This is a genomic window from Streptomyces sp. NPDC096105 (assembly GCF_044763335.1).
In the GTDB taxonomy this organism is placed as follows: Bacteria; Actinomycetota; Actinomycetes; order Streptomycetales; family Streptomycetaceae; genus Streptomyces.
In genome coordinates this window covers 136,902-155,980 of sequence record NZ_JBIWGC010000014.1, presented here as the reverse complement: position 1 = coordinate 155,980, position 19,079 = coordinate 136,902, and the positions used below count along the sequence as shown (strand labels likewise).

The window sequence follows — 19,079 nt, the reverse complement described above, 5'->3', positions numbered from 1 at the left end:
ACGGAGGAAACAGCTATGTCGCGCATCGGCAAGCTCCCCATCGCGGTTCCCGCCGGCGTGGACGTCACCATCGACGGCCGTACGGTCTCGGTCAAGGGCCCCAAGGGCACGCTGACCCACACCGTCGTGGCGCCGATCGAGATCGCCAAGGGCGAGGACGGCGTGCTGAACGTCACCCGCCCCAACGACGAGCGTCAGAACAAGGCCCTGCACGGCCTGTCCCGCACGCTGGTGGCGAACATGATCACCGGCGTGACCCAGGGTTACGTGAAGAAGCTCGAGATCAGCGGTGTCGGTTACCGCGTTGTCGCCAAGGGTTCGAACCTGGAGTTCTCCCTCGGCTACAGCCACCCGATCACGGTCGAGGCGCCCGAGGGCATCACCTTCAAGGTGGAGACCCCGACCCGGTTCTCGGTCGAGGGCATCGACAAGCAGAAGGTCGGCGAGGTTGCGGCCAACATCCGCAAGCTGCGCAAGCCCGACCCGTACAAGGCCAAGGGCGTCAAGTACGAGGGCGAAGTCATCCGCCGCAAGGTCGGAAAGGCGGGTAAGTAAGCCATGGCATACGGGCAGAAGATCCTCAAGGGCGACGCGTACAAGCGTGCTGCTATCAAGCGTCGTCACATCCGGATCCGCAAGAAGGTCGCCGGCACCGCCGAGCGTCCTCGCCTGGTCGTGACCCGTTCCAACCGCCACATCGTGGCGCAGGTGATCGACGACCTGAAGGGTCACACCCTGGCGTCGGCGTCCACCCTGGACGCGTCGATCCGCGGCGGCGAGGGCGACAAGTCCTCGCAGGCCAAGCAGGTCGGCGCCCTGGTCGCCGAGCGTGCCAAGGCCGCCGGTGTCGAGGCCGTCGTGTTCGACCGTGGTGGCAACCAGTACGCCGGGCGCATCGCCGCCCTGGCGGACGCCGCCCGCGAAGCCGGGCTCAAGTTCTGAGCCGCTTGTAGCTAGCGGAAAGAGAGAGGTAATCCAATGGCTGGACCCCAGCGCCGCGGTGGCGGCGCCGGTGGCGGCGAGCGGCGGGACCGGAAGGGCCGTGACGGCGGCGCTGCTGCCGCCGAGAAGACCGCGTACGTCGAGCGCGTCGTCGCGATCAACCGTGTCGCCAAGGTTGTGAAGGGTGGTCGTCGCTTCAGCTTCACCGCGCTGGTCGTGGTGGGCGACGGTGACGGCACCGTGGGTGTCGGATACGGCAAGGCCAAGGAGGTGCCGGCCGCCATCGCCAAGGGCGTCGAGGAGGCCAAGAAGCACTTCTTCAAGGTCCCCCGCATCCAGGGCACCATCCCGCACCCCATCCAGGGTGAGAAGGCCGCCGGCGTCGTGCTGCTCAAGCCCGCGTCGCCCGGTACCGGTGTGATCGCCGGTGGTCCGGTGCGCGCCGTGCTCGAGTGCGCCGGTATCCACGACGTGCTGTCGAAGTCGCTCGGCTCCGACAACGCCATCAACATCGTGCACGCGACCGTGGAGGCCCTCAAGGGCCTGCAGCGTCCCGAGGAGATCGCGGCCCGCCGCGGTCTGCCGCTCGAGGACGTGGCCCCCGCGGCCCTGCTGCGTGCGCGTGCCGGGGCGGGTGTGTGATCATGGCGCAGCTCAAGATCACGCAGGTCAAGTCCTACATCGGCAGCAAGCAGAACCACCGTGACACCCTGCGTTCGCTTGGCCTGAAGAAGGTCAACGACGTGGTCGTCAAGGAGGACCGTCCCGAGTTCCGCGGCATGGTGCACACCGTCCGCCACCTCGTGACGGTCGAGGAGGTCGACTGATCATGGCGGAGAACAACCCGCTCAAGATCCACAACCTCCGTCCCGCCCCGGGCGCCAAGACCGCCAAGACCCGTGTCGGTCGTGGTGAGGCGTCGAAGGGTAAGACGGCCGGTCGTGGTACCAAGGGCACCAAGGCCCGCTACCAGGTTCCGGAGCGCTTCGAGGGCGGCCAGATGCCGCTGCACATGCGCCTCCCGAAGCTCAAGGGCTTCAAGAACCCGTTCAAGACCGAGTACCAGGTCGTGAACCTGGACAAGCTCGCCTCCCTCTACCCCGAGGGCGGAGAGGTCACGGTCGAGGACCTGGTCGCCAAGGGCGCCGTACGCAAGAACAGCCTCGTCAAGGTCCTGGGCCAGGGCGAGATCTCCGTGGCGCTGCAGGTGACGGTCGACGCCGTCTCCGGCTCCGCCAAGGAGAAGATCACCGCCGCCGGCGGTACCGTCACCGAGCTCGTCTGACCCGTCAGGTGTCTCGATGACGTAGAGCGATCCCGACCGGGGATACCCCACAAATGGGGTATCCCCGGTTGGTCGTTCCTAGGGCGGTGGTGTCGCCGGTAAGGTGGCCTGCGCTGCCCATTGACCTCGGGAGCCCCATGCGGGGCACTCAGGGCGGCAGTTGACCGTTAAGAATTCGTCCTCAGTCGGAATCTCAAGACCATCACCCTTGACGCAGTCGCGCGGGGGGTCGCAGGAGGCACCGTGCTCACCGCGTTCGCCCGGGCGTTCAAGACGCCCGACCTGCGCAAGAAGCTGCTCTTCACGCTCGGCATCATCGTGGTGTACCGCATCGGTACGCACATCCCCATCCCGGGTGTCGACTACCGGAACGTCCAGACCTGTATCGACGCCGCCCAGGCGAACCAGGGCCTGTTCGGTCTGGTGAACATGTTCAGCGGCGGTGCGCTGCTCCAGATCACGGTCTTCGCGCTCGGAATCATGCCGTACATCACGGCGAGCATCATTCTGCAGCTGCTGACCGTGGTGATCCCGCGCCTGGAAGCCCTGAAGAAGGAGGGGCAGGCCGGCACGGCGAAGATCACGCAGTACACCCGTTACCTGACGGTCGCGCTCGCCATCCTCCAGGGCACCGGCCTGGTGGCCACCGCCCGCAGCGGCGCCCTCTTCCAGGGCTGCCCGGTCGCGAGCGAGATCGTCCCGGACCAGTCGATCTTCGTGACCATCACCATGGTCATCACCATGACCGCCGGCACGGCCATGGTCATGTGGCTCGGTGAGCTGGTCACCGACCGCGGCATCGGCAACGGCATGTCGATCCTGATGTTCATCTCGATCGCCGCCACCTTCCCCTCCGCCCTGTGGGCCATCAAGGAGCAGGGCAGCCTGGCGGACGGCTGGATCGAGTTCGGCACCGTCATCGCCGTCGGCCTGGTCATGGTCGGCCTGGTCGTCTTCGTGGAGCAGGCCCAGCGCCGGATCCCCGTCCAGTACGCGAAGCGGATGATCGGCCGCCGCTCCTACGGCGGCACGTCGACCTACATCCCGCTGAAGGTGAACCAGGCCGGCGTGATCCCGGTCATCTTCGCCTCGTCGCTGCTGTACATCCCGGCGCTGATCGCGCAGTTCTCCAGTGGCACCTCGGGCTGGAAGACCTGGATCGAGGCGCACCTCGTCCAGGGCGACCACCCGATCTACGTGACGCTGTACTTCTTGCTCATCGTCTTCTTCGCGTTCTTCTACGTGGCCATCTCGTTCAACCCCGAGGAAGTCGCGGACAACATGAAGAAGTATGGTGGCTTCATCCCGGGCATCCGGGCTGGCCGACCGACCGCTGAGTACCTGAGCTACGTACTCAACCGGATCACCTGGCCGGGTTCGCTGTACTTGGGTCTGATCGCTCTCGTACCGACGATGGCGTTGGTTGGTTTCGGGGCAAACCAGAACTTCCCGTTCGGCGGGACGAGCATCCTGATCATCGTGGGTGTCGGTCTTGAGACGGTGAAGCAGATCGAGAGCCAGCTCCAGCAGCGCAATTACGAAGGGTTCCTCCGCTGATGCGAATCGTCCTCGTCGGGCCGCCGGGTGCTGGGAAGGGCACACAGGCAACCCGCCTTGCCGAGAAACTGCGCATCCCGCACATCTCCACGGGTGACCTGTTCCGCGCCAACATCAGCCGGCAGACCGAGCTCGGGAAGCTCGCCAAGTCCTACATGGACGCCGGTGACCTCGTCCCCGACGAGGTCACCATCGCCATGGCCAAGGACCGCATGGCGCAGCCCGACGCCGAGGGCGGCTTCCTGCTGGACGGCTTCCCGCGCAACGTGTCGCAGGCCGAGGCGCTGGACGAACTGCTCAAGACCGAGGGCATCGAGCTGGACGCGGTGCTCGACCTCGAGGCCCCCGAGGACGAGGTCGTGAAGCGGATCGCCGGGCGGCGCGTCTGCCGCAAGGACTCCGCGCACGTCTTCCACGTGACCTACAGCCCGCCGGAGCGGGACGGCGTCTGCGACCACTGCGGCGGCGAGCTGTACCAGCGCGACGACGACTCCGAGGAGACCGTCCGCACGCGCCTGGAGGTCTACCACACGCAGACCGAGCCGATCATCGGCTACTACCGGGCCCAGGGCCTGGTGGTGACCATCTCCGCGACGGGTCCCGTCGACGAGGTCACCGGCCGGGCGCTGGAGGCGCTGAAGAGCGGCCAGTAGCCCACTCCCTGCCGCTCGCACAGCCGCGGTTCCCCCCGAGGGGCCGCGGCTGTCGCGTGGGCGGGGCCCGTGACGCCGCCCGCGGGGCACCGGGGCGGCCCACGCCCGTATCGTTGGAAGCGTTCCTGTCCTCACTGGTCCAGAAAGGCCGTCGTCCCCATGGTGCAGATCAAGAGCCCTGAGCAGATCGCCAAGATGCGCGAGGCGGGGCTGGTCGTCGCCGCCATCCACGCGGCCACCCGCGAGGCCGCGGTGCCCGGGGCGTCCACCAAGGACCTGGACGAGGTCGCCCGGAAGGTGCTGGCCGAGCACAACGCCAAGTCGAACTTCCTCGGGTACGGCGGCTTCCCCGCCACCATCTGCACCTCGGTGAACGAGGTCGTGGTCCACGGCATCCCGTCCGACGAGGTGATCCTCAAGGACGGGGACATCATCTCCATCGACTGCGGCGCGATCGTCGACGGCTGGCACGGCGACGCCGCCTACACCGCCTTCGTCGGCTCCGGCCACTCCCCGGAGCTGATCGAGCTCTCCCGGGTCACCGAGGAGTCGATGTGGGCCGGCATCGCGGCCATGAAGCAGGGCAACCGGCTGGTCGACGTCTCCCGCGCGATCGAGACCTACATCCGCCGCCAGCCGAAGCCGGGCGGCGGCAAGTACGGGATCATCGAGGACTACGGCGGCCACGGCATCGGCACCGAGATGCACATGGACCCGCACCTGCTGAACTACGTGGACCGCAAGCGCGGCAAGGGGCCGAAGCTGGTTCCCGGCTTCTGCCTGGCGATCGAGCCGATGGTCTCCCTCGGCACCCCGCGCACCGAGGTCCTCTCCGACGACTGGACGGTCATCACGACCGACGGCACCTGGTCCTCCCACTGGGAGCACTCGGTCGCCCTGACCGAACAGGGCCCCCTGGTCCTGACGGCCCCCGACGGCGGCAAGGCGAAGCTCGCGGAACTGGGCGTCACGGCGGCGCCGGACCCGCTCGGTTAAGGATCTCCCCCGGAGGGCAGGATCTCTCGATTCGTTTTTCCGGGTGCGCTGACGTAGACTGACTCGTCGGCTCTTGTGCACCCGCATGTCCGCATGTGGTCACGGTGCACACAGGGGTCGATCAAGGTAGTCGATTCGAAGGGCGAAGCGTGGCCAAGAAGCAAGGTGCCATCGAGATCGAGGGCACTGTCGTCGAGTCTCTTCCGAACGCCATGTTCAAGGTCGAGCTCCAGAACGGCCACCAGGTCCTGGCACACATCAGCGGCAAGATGCGCATGCACTACATCCGCATCCTCCCTGACGACCGGGTCGTGGTGGAGCTGTCTCCGTACGACCTCACGCGTGGCCGGATCGTCTACCGGTACAAGTAGATCTTGCCCGCGCCCCGGTCCGCCGGGGCGGTGGCACTGACCCGGAGAACCTCACATCCCATGAAGGTCAAGCCGAGCGTCAAGAAGATCTGCGACAAGTGCAGGGTGATCCGCCGTCACGGCCGGGTCATGGTCATCTGCGACAACCCGCGCCACAAGCAGCGCCAGGGCTGACCGCAGCACTGATCCACCCTCCGCGCCTCCCGCAGACTTCGCGCGACGCGAGCAACACACGTTCATACGCAGGACCCGAGCCGCACGGCTCGACACCCCCGGCTCGGAGGCCGGGGACCCGGCCCGTACCTGGTACGGCGGGCGGGGAGCCGGTTCTGCGGAAGACCTCCGACAACCAACTGGAGCCATTGAATGGCACGCGTTTCCGGTGTTGACATCCCGCGCGACAAGCGCGTGGAGATCGCCCTCACTTACGTGTTCGGCATCGGCCGGACCCTTTCGCAGCAGACGCTGGCCGCCACCGGCGTCGACCCGAACACCCGCGTCCGCGACCTGACCGAAGAGCAGCTGGTCGCCATCCGCGAGTACGTCGACAACAACATCAAGACCGAGGGTGACCTCCGTCGCGAGATCCAGGCCGACATCCGCCGCAAGGTCGAGATCGGCACCTACCAGGGTCTGCGTCACCGTCGCGGTCTGCCCGTCCGCGGCCAGCGCACCAGCACCAACGCGCGTACCCGCAAGGGCCCGCGTCGCGCCATCGCCGGCAAGAAGAAGCCGGGCAAGAAGTAGTCCTCAGCGGACTTCGCCGTCCAGCGGTCTTCGCTGTAGGACCGACCACCTCCCGTAGGAGTACAGATGCCCCCCAAGGGACGTCAGGGCGCTGCCAAGAAGGTGCGCCGCAAGGAAAAGAAGAACGTCGCTCACGGCCACGCGCACATCAAGAGCACGTTCAACAACACGATCGTCTCGATCACGGACCCGTCCGGCAACGTGATCTCCTGGGCCTCCGCCGGCCACGTCGGCTTCAAGGGCTCCCGGAAGTCCACGCCGTTCGCCGCGCAGATGGCCGCCGAGTCGGCCGCCCGTCGCGCCCAGGAGCACGGCATGCGCAAGGTCGACGTGTTCGTCAAGGGCCCGGGTTCCGGTCGTGAGACCGCCATCCGCTCCCTGCAGGCCACGGGCCTCGAGGTCGGCTCCATCCAGGACGTCACCCCGACCCCCCACAACGGCTGCCGCCCGCCGAAGCGCCGTCGCGTCTGAGGCACCGGCTTCCTGAGGTTCCGGGCGGTACGGCTCGCAAGGGCCGTATCGCCCGTACCCTTGCAGTACCCGCACTTGTCACCGGGTGCGGTTTCCGTCGGACGTCAAATAGCGGGCGTCCACGAGAGAAGGATCTGATCCCCTCATGCTGATCGCTCAGCGCCCCTCGTTGACCGAAGAGGTCGTCGACGAATTCCGCTCCCGGTTCGTGATCGAGCCGCTGGAGCCGGGCTTCGGCTACACCCTCGGCAACTCCCTCCGCCGCACCCTCCTGTCGTCGATCCCCGGTGCCGCTGTCACCAGCATCCGCATCGACGGCGTCCTGCACGAGTTCACCACCGTGCCGGGCGTCAAGGAGGACGTCACCGACCTGATCCTCAACATCAAGCAGCTGGTCGTCTCCTCGGAGCACGACGAGCCGGTCGTGATGTACCTGCGCAAGCAGGGCCCGGGTCTGGTCACCGCCGCCGACATCGCGCCCCCGGCCGGCGTCGAGGTGCACAACCCGGACCTCGTCCTCGCCACGCTCAACGGCAAGGGCAAGCTGGAGATGGAGCTGACCGTCGAGCGCGGCCGCGGCTACGTCTCCGCCGTGCAGAACAAGCAGGTCGGCCAGGAGATCGGCCGCATCCCGGTCGACTCGATCTACTCGCCGGTCCTCAAGGTCACCTACAAGGTCGAGGCGACCCGAGTCGAGCAGCGCACCGACTTCGACAAGCTGATCGTCGATGTCGAGACCAAGCAGGCGATGCGTCCGCGTGACGCCATGGCCTCCGCCGGCAAGACCCTGGTCGAGCTGTTCGGTCTCGCCCGCGAGCTGAACATCGACGCCGAGGGCATCGACATGGGTCCGTCCCCGACGGACGCCGCCCTCGCCGCCGACCTGGCGCTGCCGATCGAGGAGCTGGAGCTCACGGTCCGGTCGTACAACTGCCTCAAGCGTGAGGGCATCCACTCCGTGGGTGAGCTCGTCGCGCGGTCCGAGGCGGACCTGCTCGACATCCGGAACTTCGGTGCGAAGTCCATCGACGAGGTCAAGGCCAAGCTGGCCGGTATGGGCCTCGCGCTCAAGGACTCGCCTCCCGGGTTCGACCCGACCGCCGCCGCGGACGCGTTCGGCGCCGATGACGACGCGGACGCCGGGTTCGTGGAGACCGAGCAGTACTGAGAGCCCGGGCCTTCCGGTCCGTACTCGGGCGCGGGTGCGCTGTGGCGTGTCGCGCAGTTCCCCGCGCCCCTTCCGTGCAGGCCCCTCCGGGGCTCTGCCCGGATCTCCGACAGGCGACCGCCTGCTCGGATACTGACTCCGGTACCTGATACGGCCGGGGCAGACACACAGGAGAGTCATCATGCCGAAGCCCACCAAGGGTGCCCGTATGGGCGGCAGCGCCTCGCACGAGAAGCTCATGCTCGCGAACCTCGCGAAGGCGCTTTTCGAGCACGGCCGCATCACCACCACCGAGGCGAAGGCGCGCAAGCTGCGTCCCTACGCCGAGCGTCTGGTCACCAAGGCGAAGAAGGGCGACCTTCACAACCGCCGTCAGGTGCTCCAGGTGATCACGGACAAGAGCATCGTCCACACGCTCTTCACCGAGATCGGCCCGCGCTACGAGAACCGTCCCGGTGGCTACACCCGCATCACCAAGATCGGTAACCGCCGTGGCGACAACGCGCCCATGGCCGTCATCGAGCTGGTCGAGGCGCTGACGGTGCAGCAGGCCGCGGTCGGCGAGGCCGAGGCCGCGACCAAGCGGTCCGCGAAGGACGCCGAGGCCGCCGAGGCCGCGGAGAACAAGGCCGACCTGTCGAAGGACGAGGCTGCCGAGGCTCCGGCCGAGGAGTCGAAGGACGCGTAAGCGTTCCGGCGGGGCCGTGCGGTCGGCCGGCTGTGGCGCCGTCGTGGCGGAGCCGCACGTCGAGCACAGTCCCGTGCCCCTCGAGGGTGTTGTTGCGGGCCCGCTTCTTTCGAGGAGCGGGCCCGCTTCCTTTGTGGTGATCGGAGATCCGGGTGAGTGGTGTGGTGCGGGTTCGGCTGGATCTTTCCTACGACGGGACCGATTTCTCCGGGTGGGCCAAGCAGGCCGGGGGGCGGCGGACCGTGCAGGGGGAGATCGAGGACGCCCTGCGGACCGTGACGCGGTCCGCGACGACGTTCGAGCTGACCGTGGCGGGACGGACCGACGCGGGCGTGCACGCGCGGGGCCAGGTCGCGCACGTGGACCTGCCGCGCGAGGTGTGGGCGGAGCACCGTCCGAAGCTGCTGAAGCGGCTCGCCGGGCGGTTGCCGAAGGACGTGCGGGTGTGGGCGCTGAGGGAGGCGCCGCAGGGCTTCGACGCCCGTTTCTCGGCGATCTGGCGGCGCTACGCCTACCGCGTCACCGACAACCCCGGCGGTGTCGACCCGCTGCTGCGCACCCACGTGCTGTGGCACGACTGGCCGCTGGACGTGGACGCCATGAACGAGGCCGCCCGCGGGCTGCTGGGCGAGCACGACTTCGCCGCGTACTGCAAGCGGCGCGAGGGCGCGACGACCATCCGGACGCTGCAGGAACTGAGCCTGGCGCGCGGCGATGACGGGATCATCACGGCCACCGTGCGGGCCGACGCCTTCTGCCACAACATGGTGCGCTCACTGATCGGCGCGCTGCTGTTCGTCGGCGACGGACACCGCACGCCGGACTGGCCCGCGAAGGTCCTGGCGGCGGGCGTACGGGACTCGGCGGTGCACGTCGTACGCCCGCACGGCCTGACCCTGGAGGAGGTCGGCTACCCGGCCGACGAACTCCTCGCGGCGCGCAGCGCCGAGGCGCGCAACAAGCGGACGCTGCCGTCGGCCGGCTGCTGCTGACGCGCTCCGGACGGCGGGGTCAGCCGACCGCCGCCGCCGACGCCTGGGCCTCGCCCCTGCGGTGGATCTGACGGTACGTGAACTCCTGGAGGTCGTCGCCGGTCTTGAAGACGGCCTCGTCCTTCTCCGTCACGTCCTCGCCGCTGGTGAAGCCGGCCAGTGTGAAGTAGGCGTAGCGGCCGTAGGCGTTGGTGGTGGAGCGGCAGACCGCGCCGGCGCAGAAGTCCTTCACACCGCCGCCGGCCAGCGACTTGACGATGCTCTTCGCGTCCGCCTGCTGCCTGGCCCTCGTGGCCTGCGCCTCGGTCGCGAAGACGGCCACGCCGACCGTCACCGCCACGCCGTCCCGGCTGTAGGTGACCCGGATCAGCCGGGTGCAGTCGTTGTCGGTGAGGACCTTGGGGAGCGTGGCCTTGGCCGCGGACGCGCAGTCCTTGGTGTCCGCCGTCGGACCCTTCTTGTAGACCGTGTCGCCCATGGTCAGCTGCGTGCCCGGGAAGAGGATGTCGGGGCTCAGCGGAGCCTTGTCCTTCCGGGCGCTGGCGACGAAGTCCTTCGGGTCCAGCGGGGGCGGCGCGCTCGTCGGCGCGAACGACGGGACGGTGCCGGTGGCGCTCGGCAGGTCGGAGACCCCGGGCAGCTGGGACGAGGCGCCCGGGGAGGCCTGGCCGGAGCCGCCCGCCGACACGACGGCGACCGCCACCGCGGTGCCTATCGCGACGGCGGCGAGTGCGCCGCCGCCTATGAACAGCAGGCGGCGCCGCTTGGCGCGGGCCTCGGACGCGTCGGCGAGCGCCGCCCAGTCGGGCGACCCGCCGGCGCTGCCGCTGTTCCACGGCTGCTGGGAATTCGGTTTCCAGGGATCCCACTGCTGCGAGGACCCCCCCTGCCCAAAGCTCATGGGGCGCATCTTAGACGGGGCAAGGGGTGTGCTGGTCCGCCTCAACGGGCCCGCGAAGCCTTAGCGTTGCGCCCATGGTGACGGGCAAAAGCGACATCTCCGGGTGGTTGGTGCGCCCCGCGGGCGCCGGCTGGTGGGCCGGACTCGTGGCGGTCCTGGGCGCGCTGACGACCCATGCGGTGCTGGTGACCTCGGACGGAGGCATGGACAACGGCATCGTCGTGGACGCGGCGCGCACCTGGCTGGACGGCGGGTCGCCGTACGACGACGCGCACTTCCTCTATTTTCCGAGCGCGGTGGTCGCGGCCGCCCCGCAGGCGCTGCTGCCGCGGTCCGTGCTGGACGTTCTGGTGCCGGTGGCGGTCGTCGTCGCGCTCGCGCTGGGCTGGGTGTGCGCGCTGCTGCTGCACCGGGTGCCGCTGCACAGCAGGCTCGCCGTGCTGGGGCTGCTCGGGCTCGCGGCCGGGTTCGCGCCGTTCGCGCAGCTGGTGCGGCTGGGCAACTGGACGGTGACGGCCGCCCTGGCGCTGCCGCTGTGCCTGCTGCTGGCGAACCGCGGCCGGTGGCTCGCGGCGGGCGCGGTGATCGGTGTGGCGGTGGCGCTGAAACCGCTGCTCGCGCCGATGGCGCTGCTGTTCCTCTTCGCACGCCGGTGGGGCGCGCTCGCCCTGGTGGTGCTGGTGCCGGCCGTCGCGTCGGTGGCGGCCGCCTTCTTCCTGCCCGACCCCACCGGCTTCCTCACCCGGACTCTCCCCTTCCTGTTCACCGCGGACGACGCCTTCCTGCGGCTCTACGAGGCGGGCCCGGCGGCCGTGCTGCCCCGGCTCGGCGTGCCGCAGGCACTGGCCACGGCGCTGGCGGTGGCCGCCGCCGCGGTGGGGGTGGGGTGCGCGTACCGGCGGTGGCGCGGGCCGGGTCCCGAGCCGCTGCGCCTCGCGGAGACGTCCGCCGGGCTGATGCTGTCCGCGTTCCTGGTGTCGCGGCCCTCCTACAACCACTACCTGCTCGTCGTGCTGCCGCTGCTGCTCGCCGGCCTGCCGTACGCGGGGTCGGTGACCCGGCGGCCGTGGTTCTGGCTGGCGCTGGTGCCGCAGCTCCCGGGGGTGACCTGGCCCTGGCTGGAGTCGGGGAAGCGGCGGGCGTTCCGGGACGCCGTCACGCTGTGCGCGCTGGCGGGGACGGTGGCGTCCCACGCGGTCAGGGGCGCGCGGGGGACGGAGGACACGGGGCGGGCGCCGGAAGGGGGGCGTGCGGCCGTGCGGGGGGCGGTACGGTCGTAAAATGGTGTGCGCCCACGGGCGGCGGGCTCGTTTTGACCCGTCCGGCCGAGCGCGTATATCCTGCATGTTCGTTGTGTGTAGTGGCTTACTCATTCTCACGTGAGGGGCCCTTACACCGGTCCACCGGGCCGATGACCAGCGACCAGCACGCGGTTTGCGTCACCGCTGTGCGGTCAGGGCTGTCGTGATCGTCTTCGGTGACCTTGTCAGGACCATTCACTGAAGAAGCGAAGGCTACGAACCGTGCGTACGTACAGCCCCAAGCCCGGCGATGTGACGCGTCAGTGGCACGTCATCGACGCTCAGGACGTCGTCCTGGGCCGTCTGGCCTCCACCGCCGCCTCCATCCTGCGTGGCAAGCACAAGCCGATCTACGCGCCCCACGTCGACACCGGTGACTTCGTCATCATCATCAACGCCGACAAGGTGCACCTCTCCGGCAACAAGCGGACCCAGAAGATGGCGTACCGCCACTCGGGCTACCCGGGCGGTCTGCGCTCCGTCCGCTACGACGACCTGCTTGCCAAGAACCCCGAGAAGGCCGTCGAGAAGGCCGTCAAGGGCATGCTCCCCAAGAACACCCTGGGCCGTCAGATGCTCTCGAAGCTGAAGGTCTACTCGGGCGACCAGCACCCGCACGCCGCTCAGCAGCCGGTGCCGTTCGAGATCACCCAGGTCGCGCAGTAAGTCCGGCCACCCCCTAAGACCGAAGAGAATCTGAGGAGAATCGTGGCCGAGACCACTGCCGAGCAGCCGCTCGAAGAGCTTGACATCGACAGCTACACCACCGAGTCCGAGGTGCCCGTCGAGGGCGAGTACACCTCGGAGTCCATGGCCTCCCGCTTCGGCGAGCCCCAGCCGGCCGCCGGCCTGGGCCGCCGCAAGAACGCCATCGCCCGCGTCCGGATCGTCCCGGGCACCGGCAAGTGGAAGATCAACGGTCGCACCCTCGAGGACTACTTCCCGAACAAGGTGCACCAGCAGGAAGTGAACGAGCCCTTCAAGGTGCTCGAGCTCGAGGGCCGCTACGACGTCATCGCCCGCATCGCGGGTGGCGGTGTCTCCGGTCAGGCCGGTGCGCTCCGTCTCGGTGTCGCCCGTGCGCTGAACGAGGCGGACGTCGACAACAACCGCGGTCCGCTGAAGAAGGCCGGCTTCCTGCGCCGCGACGACCGTGCGGTCGAGCGGAAGAAGGCCGGTCTGAAGAAGGCCCGCAAGGCTCCGCAGTACAGCAAGCGCTAATCACAGGGCGCTCGCGCGTACTCCGAACGCCCCGGCGGCACGCCATCGTGCTGCCGGGGCGTTCGTTTATTCACTGTCGTGGGCGTATAACGGCACAAGGCGCTCAAACGCTAATGTGATCGGATGGTCGGGTCGGGTGGTGACGCCCGGGTCGGGCGGTGACACCTGGTGCGTGCCCGGTGAGGTCGTGGTGAGCGTTCCCGTGACGCGGGAACCGCGGCCGTTCCGCGACCGTCGCACGACCGCCGAACACATCAGAAGCTCAGCTTTGTCAGTGGCACAGCCGTCGGCCGTACCGGCCGGTCCCACGCCTCGGCGGGACCTTGGTGGCGGGCCCGGACGGCTGTCGGTACTGACGCATTTTCAGGAGGACAAGTGGGACGACTCTTCGGCACGGACGGCGTGCGCGGTGTCGCCAACGCGGATCTCACGGCGGAGATGGCGCTCGGCCTGTCCGTCGCCGCCGCGCACGTACTGGCCGAGGCGGGCACCTTCGAAGGGCACCGGCCCACCGCCGTGGTCGGGCGTGACCCGCGCGCGTCCGGGGAGTTCCTGGAGGCCGCCGTGGTCGCCGGGCTCGCCAGCGCGGGCGTGGACGTCCTGCGGGTCGGCGTGCTGCCGACGCCGGCCGTCGCCCACCTCACCGGCGCGCTCAGGGCCGACCTGGGCGTGATGCTCTCCGCCAGCCACAACGCCATGCCCGACAACGGCATCAAGTTCTTCGCCCGCGGGGGGCACAAGCTCGCGGACGAGCTGGAGGACCGGATCGAGGCGGTCTACGAGGAGCACCGGACCGGCGCTCCGTGGGACCGGCCCACCGGGGCCGGGGTCGGACGGGTGCGGGACTACGGGGAAGGGCTCGACACGTATGTCGCCCACCTCGTGGGCGTGCTGCCGAACCGGCTCGACGGACTGAAGATCGTGCTCGACGAGGCGCACGGTGCGGCGTCGCAGGTGTCGCCCGAGGCGTTCCGGCGGGCCGGGGCCGAGGTCGTGACGATCGGGGCCGAGCCGGACGGGCTGAACATCAACGACGGGTGCGGATCCACCCATCTCGCGCAGCTGAAAGCCGCGGTGGTCGAGCACGGGGCCGCGCTGGGGATCGCGCACGACGGGGACGCGGACCGGTGTCTGGCCGTGGACCACACCGGGGAGGAGGTCGACGGGGACCAGATCCTCGCCGTGCTGGCATTGGCGATGCGGGAGCGGAACGCGTTGCGGTCCGACACCGTGGTCGCGACGGTGATGTCCAACCTCGGGTTCAAGCTCGCCATGGAGCGGGAGGGGATCCGGCTCGTCCAGACGGCGGTGGGGGACCGGTACGTCCTGGAGGAGATGAAGGAGAACGGCTTCGCCCTGGGCGGGGAGCAGTCCGGGCACGTCATCGTCCTCGACCACGCGACGACCGGGGACGGGACGCTGACGGGGCTGCTGCTGGCGGCGCGGGTCGCGCAGAGCGGGCGGACGCTGCGGGAGCTGGCCTCGGTGATGGAGAGGCTGCCGCAGGTGCTGATCAATGTGCCTGATGTGGACAGGTCCCGGGTGAAGACGTCGGCGGAGCTGGCGACGGCGGTCGACGAGGCCGAGCGCGCGCTGGGCGAGACCGGGCGGGTGCTGCTGCGTCCCTCGGGCACGGAACCGCTGGTGCGGGTGATGGTCGAAGCGGCTGACATCGAGCAGGCCCGGTCGGTGGCGGGACGGCTCGCGGACGCGGTGAAGTCCGCACTGGGCTGAGGTGTGACGCCTGGGGGGGGCGGTCCGGTGGGCGCGCTGGGGACGCCCCCTCCGGGGAGGCACCCCGTGAGCGCCGGGCTGCGCAGGCTCCCCCCGGCCCGCACCCGCGCCGGGTGGCTTTCCGCGCGGGGGAGTGCGGCACCCTCTTGCCGGTGCCTCCCAGGGGTGACCGCGTCTCAGAGTTTGCGGAGGCTCAGGCGCTGGACCGTGTGGTCGGGGCCCTTGCGGAGGACCAGGGTGGCCCGGCCCCGGGTGGGGGCGATGTTCTCGACGAGGTTCGGCTTGTTGATGGTCCGCCACATCGTGCGGGCGTAGTCCAGCGCCTCCTCCTCCGACACCTGCGTGTACCTCCGGAAGTAGGAGGACGGGTCCTGGAACGCGGTGTCCCGCAGCTTGCGGAAGCGGTTCAGGTACCAGCGCTCGATGTCCTCGGTGCGGGCGTCGACGTACACGCTGAAGTCGAAGTAGTCGGCGAGGCCCACCCGGGTGCGCCCGTCCTTGCCGGGGAGGGCGGGCTGCAGGACGTTGAGGCCCTCGACGATCAGGATGTCCGGCCGCCGCACGGTGAGCTTCTCGCCGGGGACGATGTCGTAGATGAGGTGGGAGTAGACGGGTGCGGTGACCTCCGACTTGCCCGCCTTGATGTCGGCGACGAACCGCGTCAGCGCGCGCCGGTCGTAGGACTCGGGGAAACCTTTCCGCGACATCAGGCCGCGCGCCTGGAGCTCCTTGGTGGGGAGCAGGAAGCCGTCCGTGGTGACCAGCTCCACGCGCGGATGCTCCGGCCACCGGGACAGCAGCGCGCGCAGCAGCCGCGCCACCGTGGACTTGCCGACGGCGACGGAACCGGCGACCCCTATGACGAAGGGCGTGCCCGACTGGGAGCCCTTCTCGCCGAGGAAGGTGTTGAGCGCGCCGCGCAGGCCGTCGGTGGCGCGGACGTAGAGGTTGAGCAGCCTGGACAGCGGCAGGTAGATGTCCCGCACCTCGTCGAGGTCGATGACGTCGCCGAGACCGCGCAGCCGCTCCACCTCCTCCGCGGTCAGCGGCAGCGGCGTCTTGTCGCGCAGCGCGCTCCACTCGGCACGGGTGAGGTCGACGTAGGGAGTCGCCTCCGGCCGCTGCCGGTGGGCGCTCCGGGGCATCGAGGAGACCGGAGAGATCACAGTCCATTGTTAACGGAGTTCGAACACGGCGACAGGTGGGCTGTGTCACGTCGGCGTCCCGTGGGGGATCCGATGATCATCTGTGAGGCGGCCGGGTACAGTGCGCGCACATGATGCGGATGCCTCCGCGCCTTCGAGAAAGAGTTCCTCCGTGAGAACCAGTTCCGTCCGTCGTACCGCGCTCGCCGCCTCCGTCGCCGCGCTGGCCCTGCTCGTCACCGCCTGCGGCGGCTCCGGCGACGACCAGGACAAGGCCGACGAGGGCAAGGGCGCGTCCGCCGCCTCCGGCGCCCCGGCGGAGGCGCTCACCGCCGCCGAGCTGGAGAAGGCCGCCCTCGCGCAGTCGGACGTCAAGAGCGGCAAGGTCGCCACCAAGCTCCCGGCGACGGACGACATCGCCGCCGGCAAGGTGAAGACGGAGGACGCCGCCTGCCTGCCGCTGGCCCGTGCCCAGGCCGCCGTGGCGCAGGGCGAGCCGGCCGCGGCCGTGAAGCGGTCCTGGACGGGCGACCCGGTGAAGCCGTCCGCGGACACCAAGCCCGAGGACGCCCTGATGGCCGCGCTCGACGTGGACAAGGCGCTGATCAACCTCGCCTCCTACGACGGCGACGGCGCCGAGCAGGCGATGAAGGGCCTGGCCGCGGCGGCCGAGAAGTGCGTGGGCGGCTACAAGGCCACCGTCGTCGGCGAGCCGATGGACGTCGTCAAGGTCGCCGCCACCGCGGCCCCCGAGGGCGGCGACGAGGGCGCCGCCGTCACGCTGACCGTGGCCGCCGACGAGGGCGTCGAGGCGCCCAACAAGATCGTCGTGGTGCGCAAGGGCGCCACCGTGGTCACCTTCAGCGCCGTGAACCTCGCGGCCATGGCCACCGGCGAGGACTTCGAGGTCCCGGCCGACGTCGTCGCCGCGCAGGTCGGCAAGCTCGGCTGACGCGGAACCTTTCCCACCGGTGCCTCGCGCACCGGTGGGAATTTCCGATTCCGGGCACGCGGAGGCCGTTTCCGGCGGCTGACGGACCGTAGGCTGCCGAGCATGTGCGGAATCGTGGGTTATGTGGGGCCGCAGTCGGCGCTTGACGTCGTGACGGCCGGACTGAAGCGACTCGAATACCGGGGCTACGACTCGGCGGGCGTCGCCGTGCAGGCCGACGGCGGACTGGCCACGGCGAAGAGGGCCGGGAAGCTGGTCAACCTGGAGAAGGAACTGGCCGACCGGCCGCTGCCGACCGGGACGACCGGCATCGGCCACACCCGGTGGGCCACGCACGGCGGCCCCACCGACGCCAACGCCCACCCGCACATCGACGACGCGGGCCGGGTCGCCGTCGTCCACAACGGCATCATCGAGAACTTCGCTGCCCTGCGCGAGGAGCTGACCGGGCGCGGGCACGAGCTGCGCTCCGAGACCGACACCGAGGTCGTCGCCCATCTGCTCGCCGAGGAGTACTCCGCCTGCGCCGACCTCGCCGAGGCGATGCGGCTGGTGTGCCGGCGGCTGGAGGGCGCCTTCACCCTGGTCGCCGTGCACGCCGACGAGCCGGACGTGGTGGTCGGCGCGCGCCGCAACTCGCCGCTGGTGGTGGGTGTCGGGGAGGGGGAGTCGTTCCTCGCCTCCGACGTCGCCGCGTTCATCGCCCACACCCGCGACGCGATCGAACTGGGGCAGGACCAGGTCGTCGAACTGCGCCGCGACGCGGTGACCGTGACGGACTTCCAGGGGGCTCCGGCCGACGTCCGCGCGTACCACGTCGACTGGGACGCCTCGGCCGCCGAGAAGGGCGGCTACGCCTCTTTCATGCTCAAGGAGATCGCCGAGCAGCCGAAGGCGGTCGCCGACACCCTGCTGGGCCGCATCGACGGCTCCGGCTCGCTGACCCTGGACGAGGTGCGCATCCCGGCGGGCGTGCTGCGCGAGGTCGACAAGGTCGTCATCGTCGCCTGCGGCACCGCCTTCCACGCGGGCCTCATCGCCAAGTACGCCATCGAGCACTGGACGCGCGTGCCGTGCGAGGTGGAGCTGGCGAGCGAGTTCCGCTACCGGGACCCGATCCTCGACCAGCAGACCCTCGTCATCGCCATCTCCCAGTCCGGCGAGACCATGGACACCCTGATGGCGCTGCGGCACGCCCGTGAGCAGGGCGCCAAGGTGCTGGCCATCTGCAACACCAACGGATCGACGATCCCGCGGGAGTCGGACGCGGTGCTGTACACGCACGCCGGTCCGGAGGTCGCCGTCGCGTCGACGAAGGCGTTCCTGACGCAGCTGGTCGCCTGTTATCTGGTCGCGCTGTACCTGGGGCAGGTGCGCGGCACCCAGTACGCCGACGAGATCCGCGCCGTGGTGCGGGACCTCGCGTCGATCCCCGGCGCGGTCGAGCGGGTCCTTCGGACCATGGAGCCGGTACGGCGGCTCGCCCGCTCCCTGGCCGAGAAGAACACGGTGCTGTTCCTGGGCCGGCACGTGGGCCACCCGGTCGCGCTGGAGGGTGCGCTGAAGCTGAAGGAGCTCGCCTACATGCACGCCGAGGGGTTCGCGGCCGGCGAGCTGAAGCACGGGCCGATCGCGCTCGTCGAGGACGGCCTGCCGGTCGTCGTGGTCGTGCCGTCGCCGCGCGGACGGTCCGTGCTGCACGACAAGATCGTCTCCAACATCCAGGAGATCCGCGCGCGCGGCGCCCGCACCATCGTGGTCGCGGAAGAGGGGGACGAGACGGTCGTCCCGTACGCCGACCATCTGATCCGCGTCCCCGTCACGCCGACGCTGCTCCAGCCGCTGGTGGCGACCGTGCCGTTGCAGGTGTTCGCCTGCGAGCTGGCGACCGCCCGCGGCAACGAGGTCGACCAGCCGCGGAACCTCGCCAAGTCGGTGACCGTGGAGTAGGGGGC

23 protein-coding genes are annotated in these 19,079 nt (G+C 69.7%); 21 read left to right on the top strand and 2 right to left on the bottom strand.

What is annotated here, in order from left to right; translation table 11 throughout:
* The first annotated feature begins 15 nt into the window (after positions 1–15).
* The 15 genes from rplF to truA all read left to right on the top strand — a co-directional run bounded on the left by rplF (position 16) and on the right by truA (position 9,870).
* Positions 16–555 carry a 50S ribosomal protein L6 gene (gene rplF / locus ACIQ8B_RS22220; RefSeq protein WP_106412895.1) on the top strand — a complete coding sequence of 180 codons (540 nt, stop codon included), beginning with the start codon at positions 16–18 and terminating at the stop codon, positions 553–555.
* 3 nt (positions 556–558) lie between these two features.
* Entirely contained in the window at positions 559–942 is a 384-nt protein-coding gene (rplR, locus tag ACIQ8B_RS22215; protein ID WP_106412894.1) for a 50S ribosomal protein L18, read from the top strand.
* 36 nt (positions 943–978) lie between these two features.
* Entirely contained in the window at positions 979–1,584 is a 606-nt protein-coding gene (gene rpsE / locus ACIQ8B_RS22210; protein WP_004984517.1) for a 30S ribosomal protein S5, read from the top strand.
* A 2-nt stretch (positions 1,585–1,586) separates the two neighbouring features.
* The gene (rpmD, locus tag ACIQ8B_RS22205; protein ID WP_004984515.1) at positions 1,587–1,769 is read left to right on the top strand and encodes a 50S ribosomal protein L30; all 183 of its coding nucleotides are present in this window, start codon (positions 1,587–1,589) and stop codon (positions 1,767–1,769) included.
* Between the two features lie 2 nt (positions 1,770–1,771).
* A complete protein-coding gene (gene rplO / locus ACIQ8B_RS22200; protein WP_006130771.1) occupies positions 1,772–2,227 on the top strand; it encodes a 50S ribosomal protein L15 in 456 nt (151 codons plus the stop codon).
* Positions 2,228–2,470: 243 nt separating this feature from the next.
* Positions 2,471–3,784, top strand: a complete 1,314-nt coding sequence (secY, locus tag ACIQ8B_RS22195) for a preprotein translocase subunit SecY (protein WP_106412893.1) — start codon at positions 2,471–2,473, stop codon at positions 3,782–3,784.
* A complete protein-coding gene (locus tag ACIQ8B_RS22190) occupies positions 3,784–4,437 on the top strand; it encodes an adenylate kinase (protein ID WP_403548970.1) in 654 nt (217 codons plus the stop codon). Before secY ends, ACIQ8B_RS22190 begins: the two co-directional genes overlap by 1 nt.
* Before the next feature lie 159 nt (positions 4,438–4,596).
* The gene (gene map / locus ACIQ8B_RS22185) at positions 4,597–5,433 is read left to right on the top strand and encodes a type I methionyl aminopeptidase (RefSeq protein WP_290010908.1); all 837 of its coding nucleotides are present in this window, start codon (positions 4,597–4,599) and stop codon (positions 5,431–5,433) included.
* 149 nt (positions 5,434–5,582) lie between these two features.
* Positions 5,583–5,804 (top strand): translation initiation factor IF-1, encoded by a 222-nt coding sequence (gene infA, locus ACIQ8B_RS22180; RefSeq protein ID WP_003948620.1) that lies wholly within the window; start codon positions 5,583–5,585, stop codon positions 5,802–5,804.
* Positions 5,805–5,864: 60 nt separating this feature from the next.
* Positions 5,865–5,978, top strand: coding sequence for a 50S ribosomal protein L36 (gene rpmJ, locus ACIQ8B_RS22175; RefSeq protein WP_003974245.1), 114 nt, complete (start codon positions 5,865–5,867; stop codon positions 5,976–5,978).
* A gap of 192 nt (positions 5,979–6,170) precedes the next feature.
* Entirely contained in the window at positions 6,171–6,551 is a 381-nt protein-coding gene (gene rpsM / locus ACIQ8B_RS22170) for a 30S ribosomal protein S13 (RefSeq protein WP_019526959.1), read from the top strand.
* Between the two features lie 66 nt (positions 6,552–6,617).
* Positions 6,618–7,022 carry a 30S ribosomal protein S11 gene (gene rpsK / locus ACIQ8B_RS22165; protein WP_003956432.1) on the top strand — a complete coding sequence of 135 codons (405 nt, stop codon included), beginning with the start codon at positions 6,618–6,620 and terminating at the stop codon, positions 7,020–7,022.
* Positions 7,023–7,167: 145 nt separating this feature from the next.
* The gene (locus ACIQ8B_RS22160; RefSeq protein ID WP_003966937.1) at positions 7,168–8,190 is read left to right on the top strand and encodes a DNA-directed RNA polymerase subunit alpha; all 1,023 of its coding nucleotides are present in this window, start codon (positions 7,168–7,170) and stop codon (positions 8,188–8,190) included.
* 181 nt (positions 8,191–8,371) lie between these two features.
* The gene (rplQ, locus tag ACIQ8B_RS22155) at positions 8,372–8,878 is read left to right on the top strand and encodes a 50S ribosomal protein L17 (protein WP_106412890.1); all 507 of its coding nucleotides are present in this window, start codon (positions 8,372–8,374) and stop codon (positions 8,876–8,878) included.
* A 152-nt stretch (positions 8,879–9,030) separates the two neighbouring features.
* A complete protein-coding gene (gene truA, locus ACIQ8B_RS22150) occupies positions 9,031–9,870 on the top strand; it encodes a tRNA pseudouridine(38-40) synthase TruA (protein WP_403548966.1) in 840 nt (279 codons plus the stop codon).
* Between the two features lie 19 nt (positions 9,871–9,889).
* On the opposite strand, the gene ACIQ8B_RS22145 is transcribed toward truA, so the two are convergent.
* Positions 9,890–10,771, bottom strand: coding sequence for a hypothetical protein (locus tag ACIQ8B_RS22145; RefSeq protein ID WP_403548964.1), 882 nt, complete (start codon positions 10,769–10,771; stop codon positions 9,890–9,892).
* 74 nt (positions 10,772–10,845) lie between these two features.
* Between ACIQ8B_RS22145 and ACIQ8B_RS22140 the strand changes: the two genes are divergently transcribed.
* From ACIQ8B_RS22140 to glmM, 4 genes are all read left to right on the top strand, one after another.
* Positions 10,846–12,051 carry a glycosyltransferase 87 family protein gene (locus ACIQ8B_RS22140; RefSeq protein WP_403548962.1) on the top strand — a complete coding sequence of 402 codons (1,206 nt, stop codon included), beginning with the start codon at positions 10,846–10,848 and terminating at the stop codon, positions 12,049–12,051.
* Positions 12,052–12,294: 243 nt separating this feature from the next.
* Positions 12,295–12,738, top strand: a complete 444-nt coding sequence (gene rplM / locus ACIQ8B_RS22135; protein WP_106412886.1) for a 50S ribosomal protein L13 — start codon at positions 12,295–12,297, stop codon at positions 12,736–12,738.
* Positions 12,739–12,780: 42 nt separating this feature from the next.
* The gene (gene rpsI, locus ACIQ8B_RS22130; protein WP_019526966.1) at positions 12,781–13,293 is read left to right on the top strand and encodes a 30S ribosomal protein S9; all 513 of its coding nucleotides are present in this window, start codon (positions 12,781–12,783) and stop codon (positions 13,291–13,293) included.
* A 375-nt stretch (positions 13,294–13,668) separates the two neighbouring features.
* Positions 13,669–15,027, top strand: a complete 1,359-nt coding sequence (gene glmM / locus ACIQ8B_RS22125; RefSeq protein WP_403548958.1) for a phosphoglucosamine mutase — start codon at positions 13,669–13,671, stop codon at positions 15,025–15,027.
* Between the two features lie 176 nt (positions 15,028–15,203).
* Here the strand turns inward: glmM and coaA are convergent, their stop codons facing one another.
* Positions 15,204–16,172: a type I pantothenate kinase gene (gene coaA / locus ACIQ8B_RS22120; RefSeq protein WP_198602490.1), complete on the bottom strand. Its 969-nt coding sequence runs from the start codon at positions 16,170–16,172 to the stop codon at positions 15,204–15,206.
* Between the two features lie 172 nt (positions 16,173–16,344).
* On the opposite strand from coaA, the gene ACIQ8B_RS22115 reads away from it, so the two are divergent.
* Positions 16,345–17,124 (top strand): hypothetical protein, encoded by a 780-nt coding sequence (locus ACIQ8B_RS22115; RefSeq protein WP_403548956.1) that lies wholly within the window; start codon positions 16,345–16,347, stop codon positions 17,122–17,124.
* 102 nt (positions 17,125–17,226) lie between these two features.
* Positions 17,227–19,074, top strand: coding sequence for a glutamine--fructose-6-phosphate transaminase (isomerizing) (gene glmS, locus ACIQ8B_RS22110; protein ID WP_403548955.1), 1,848 nt, complete (start codon positions 17,227–17,229; stop codon positions 19,072–19,074).
* The last annotated feature ends 5 nt before the right edge of the window (positions 19,075–19,079 follow it).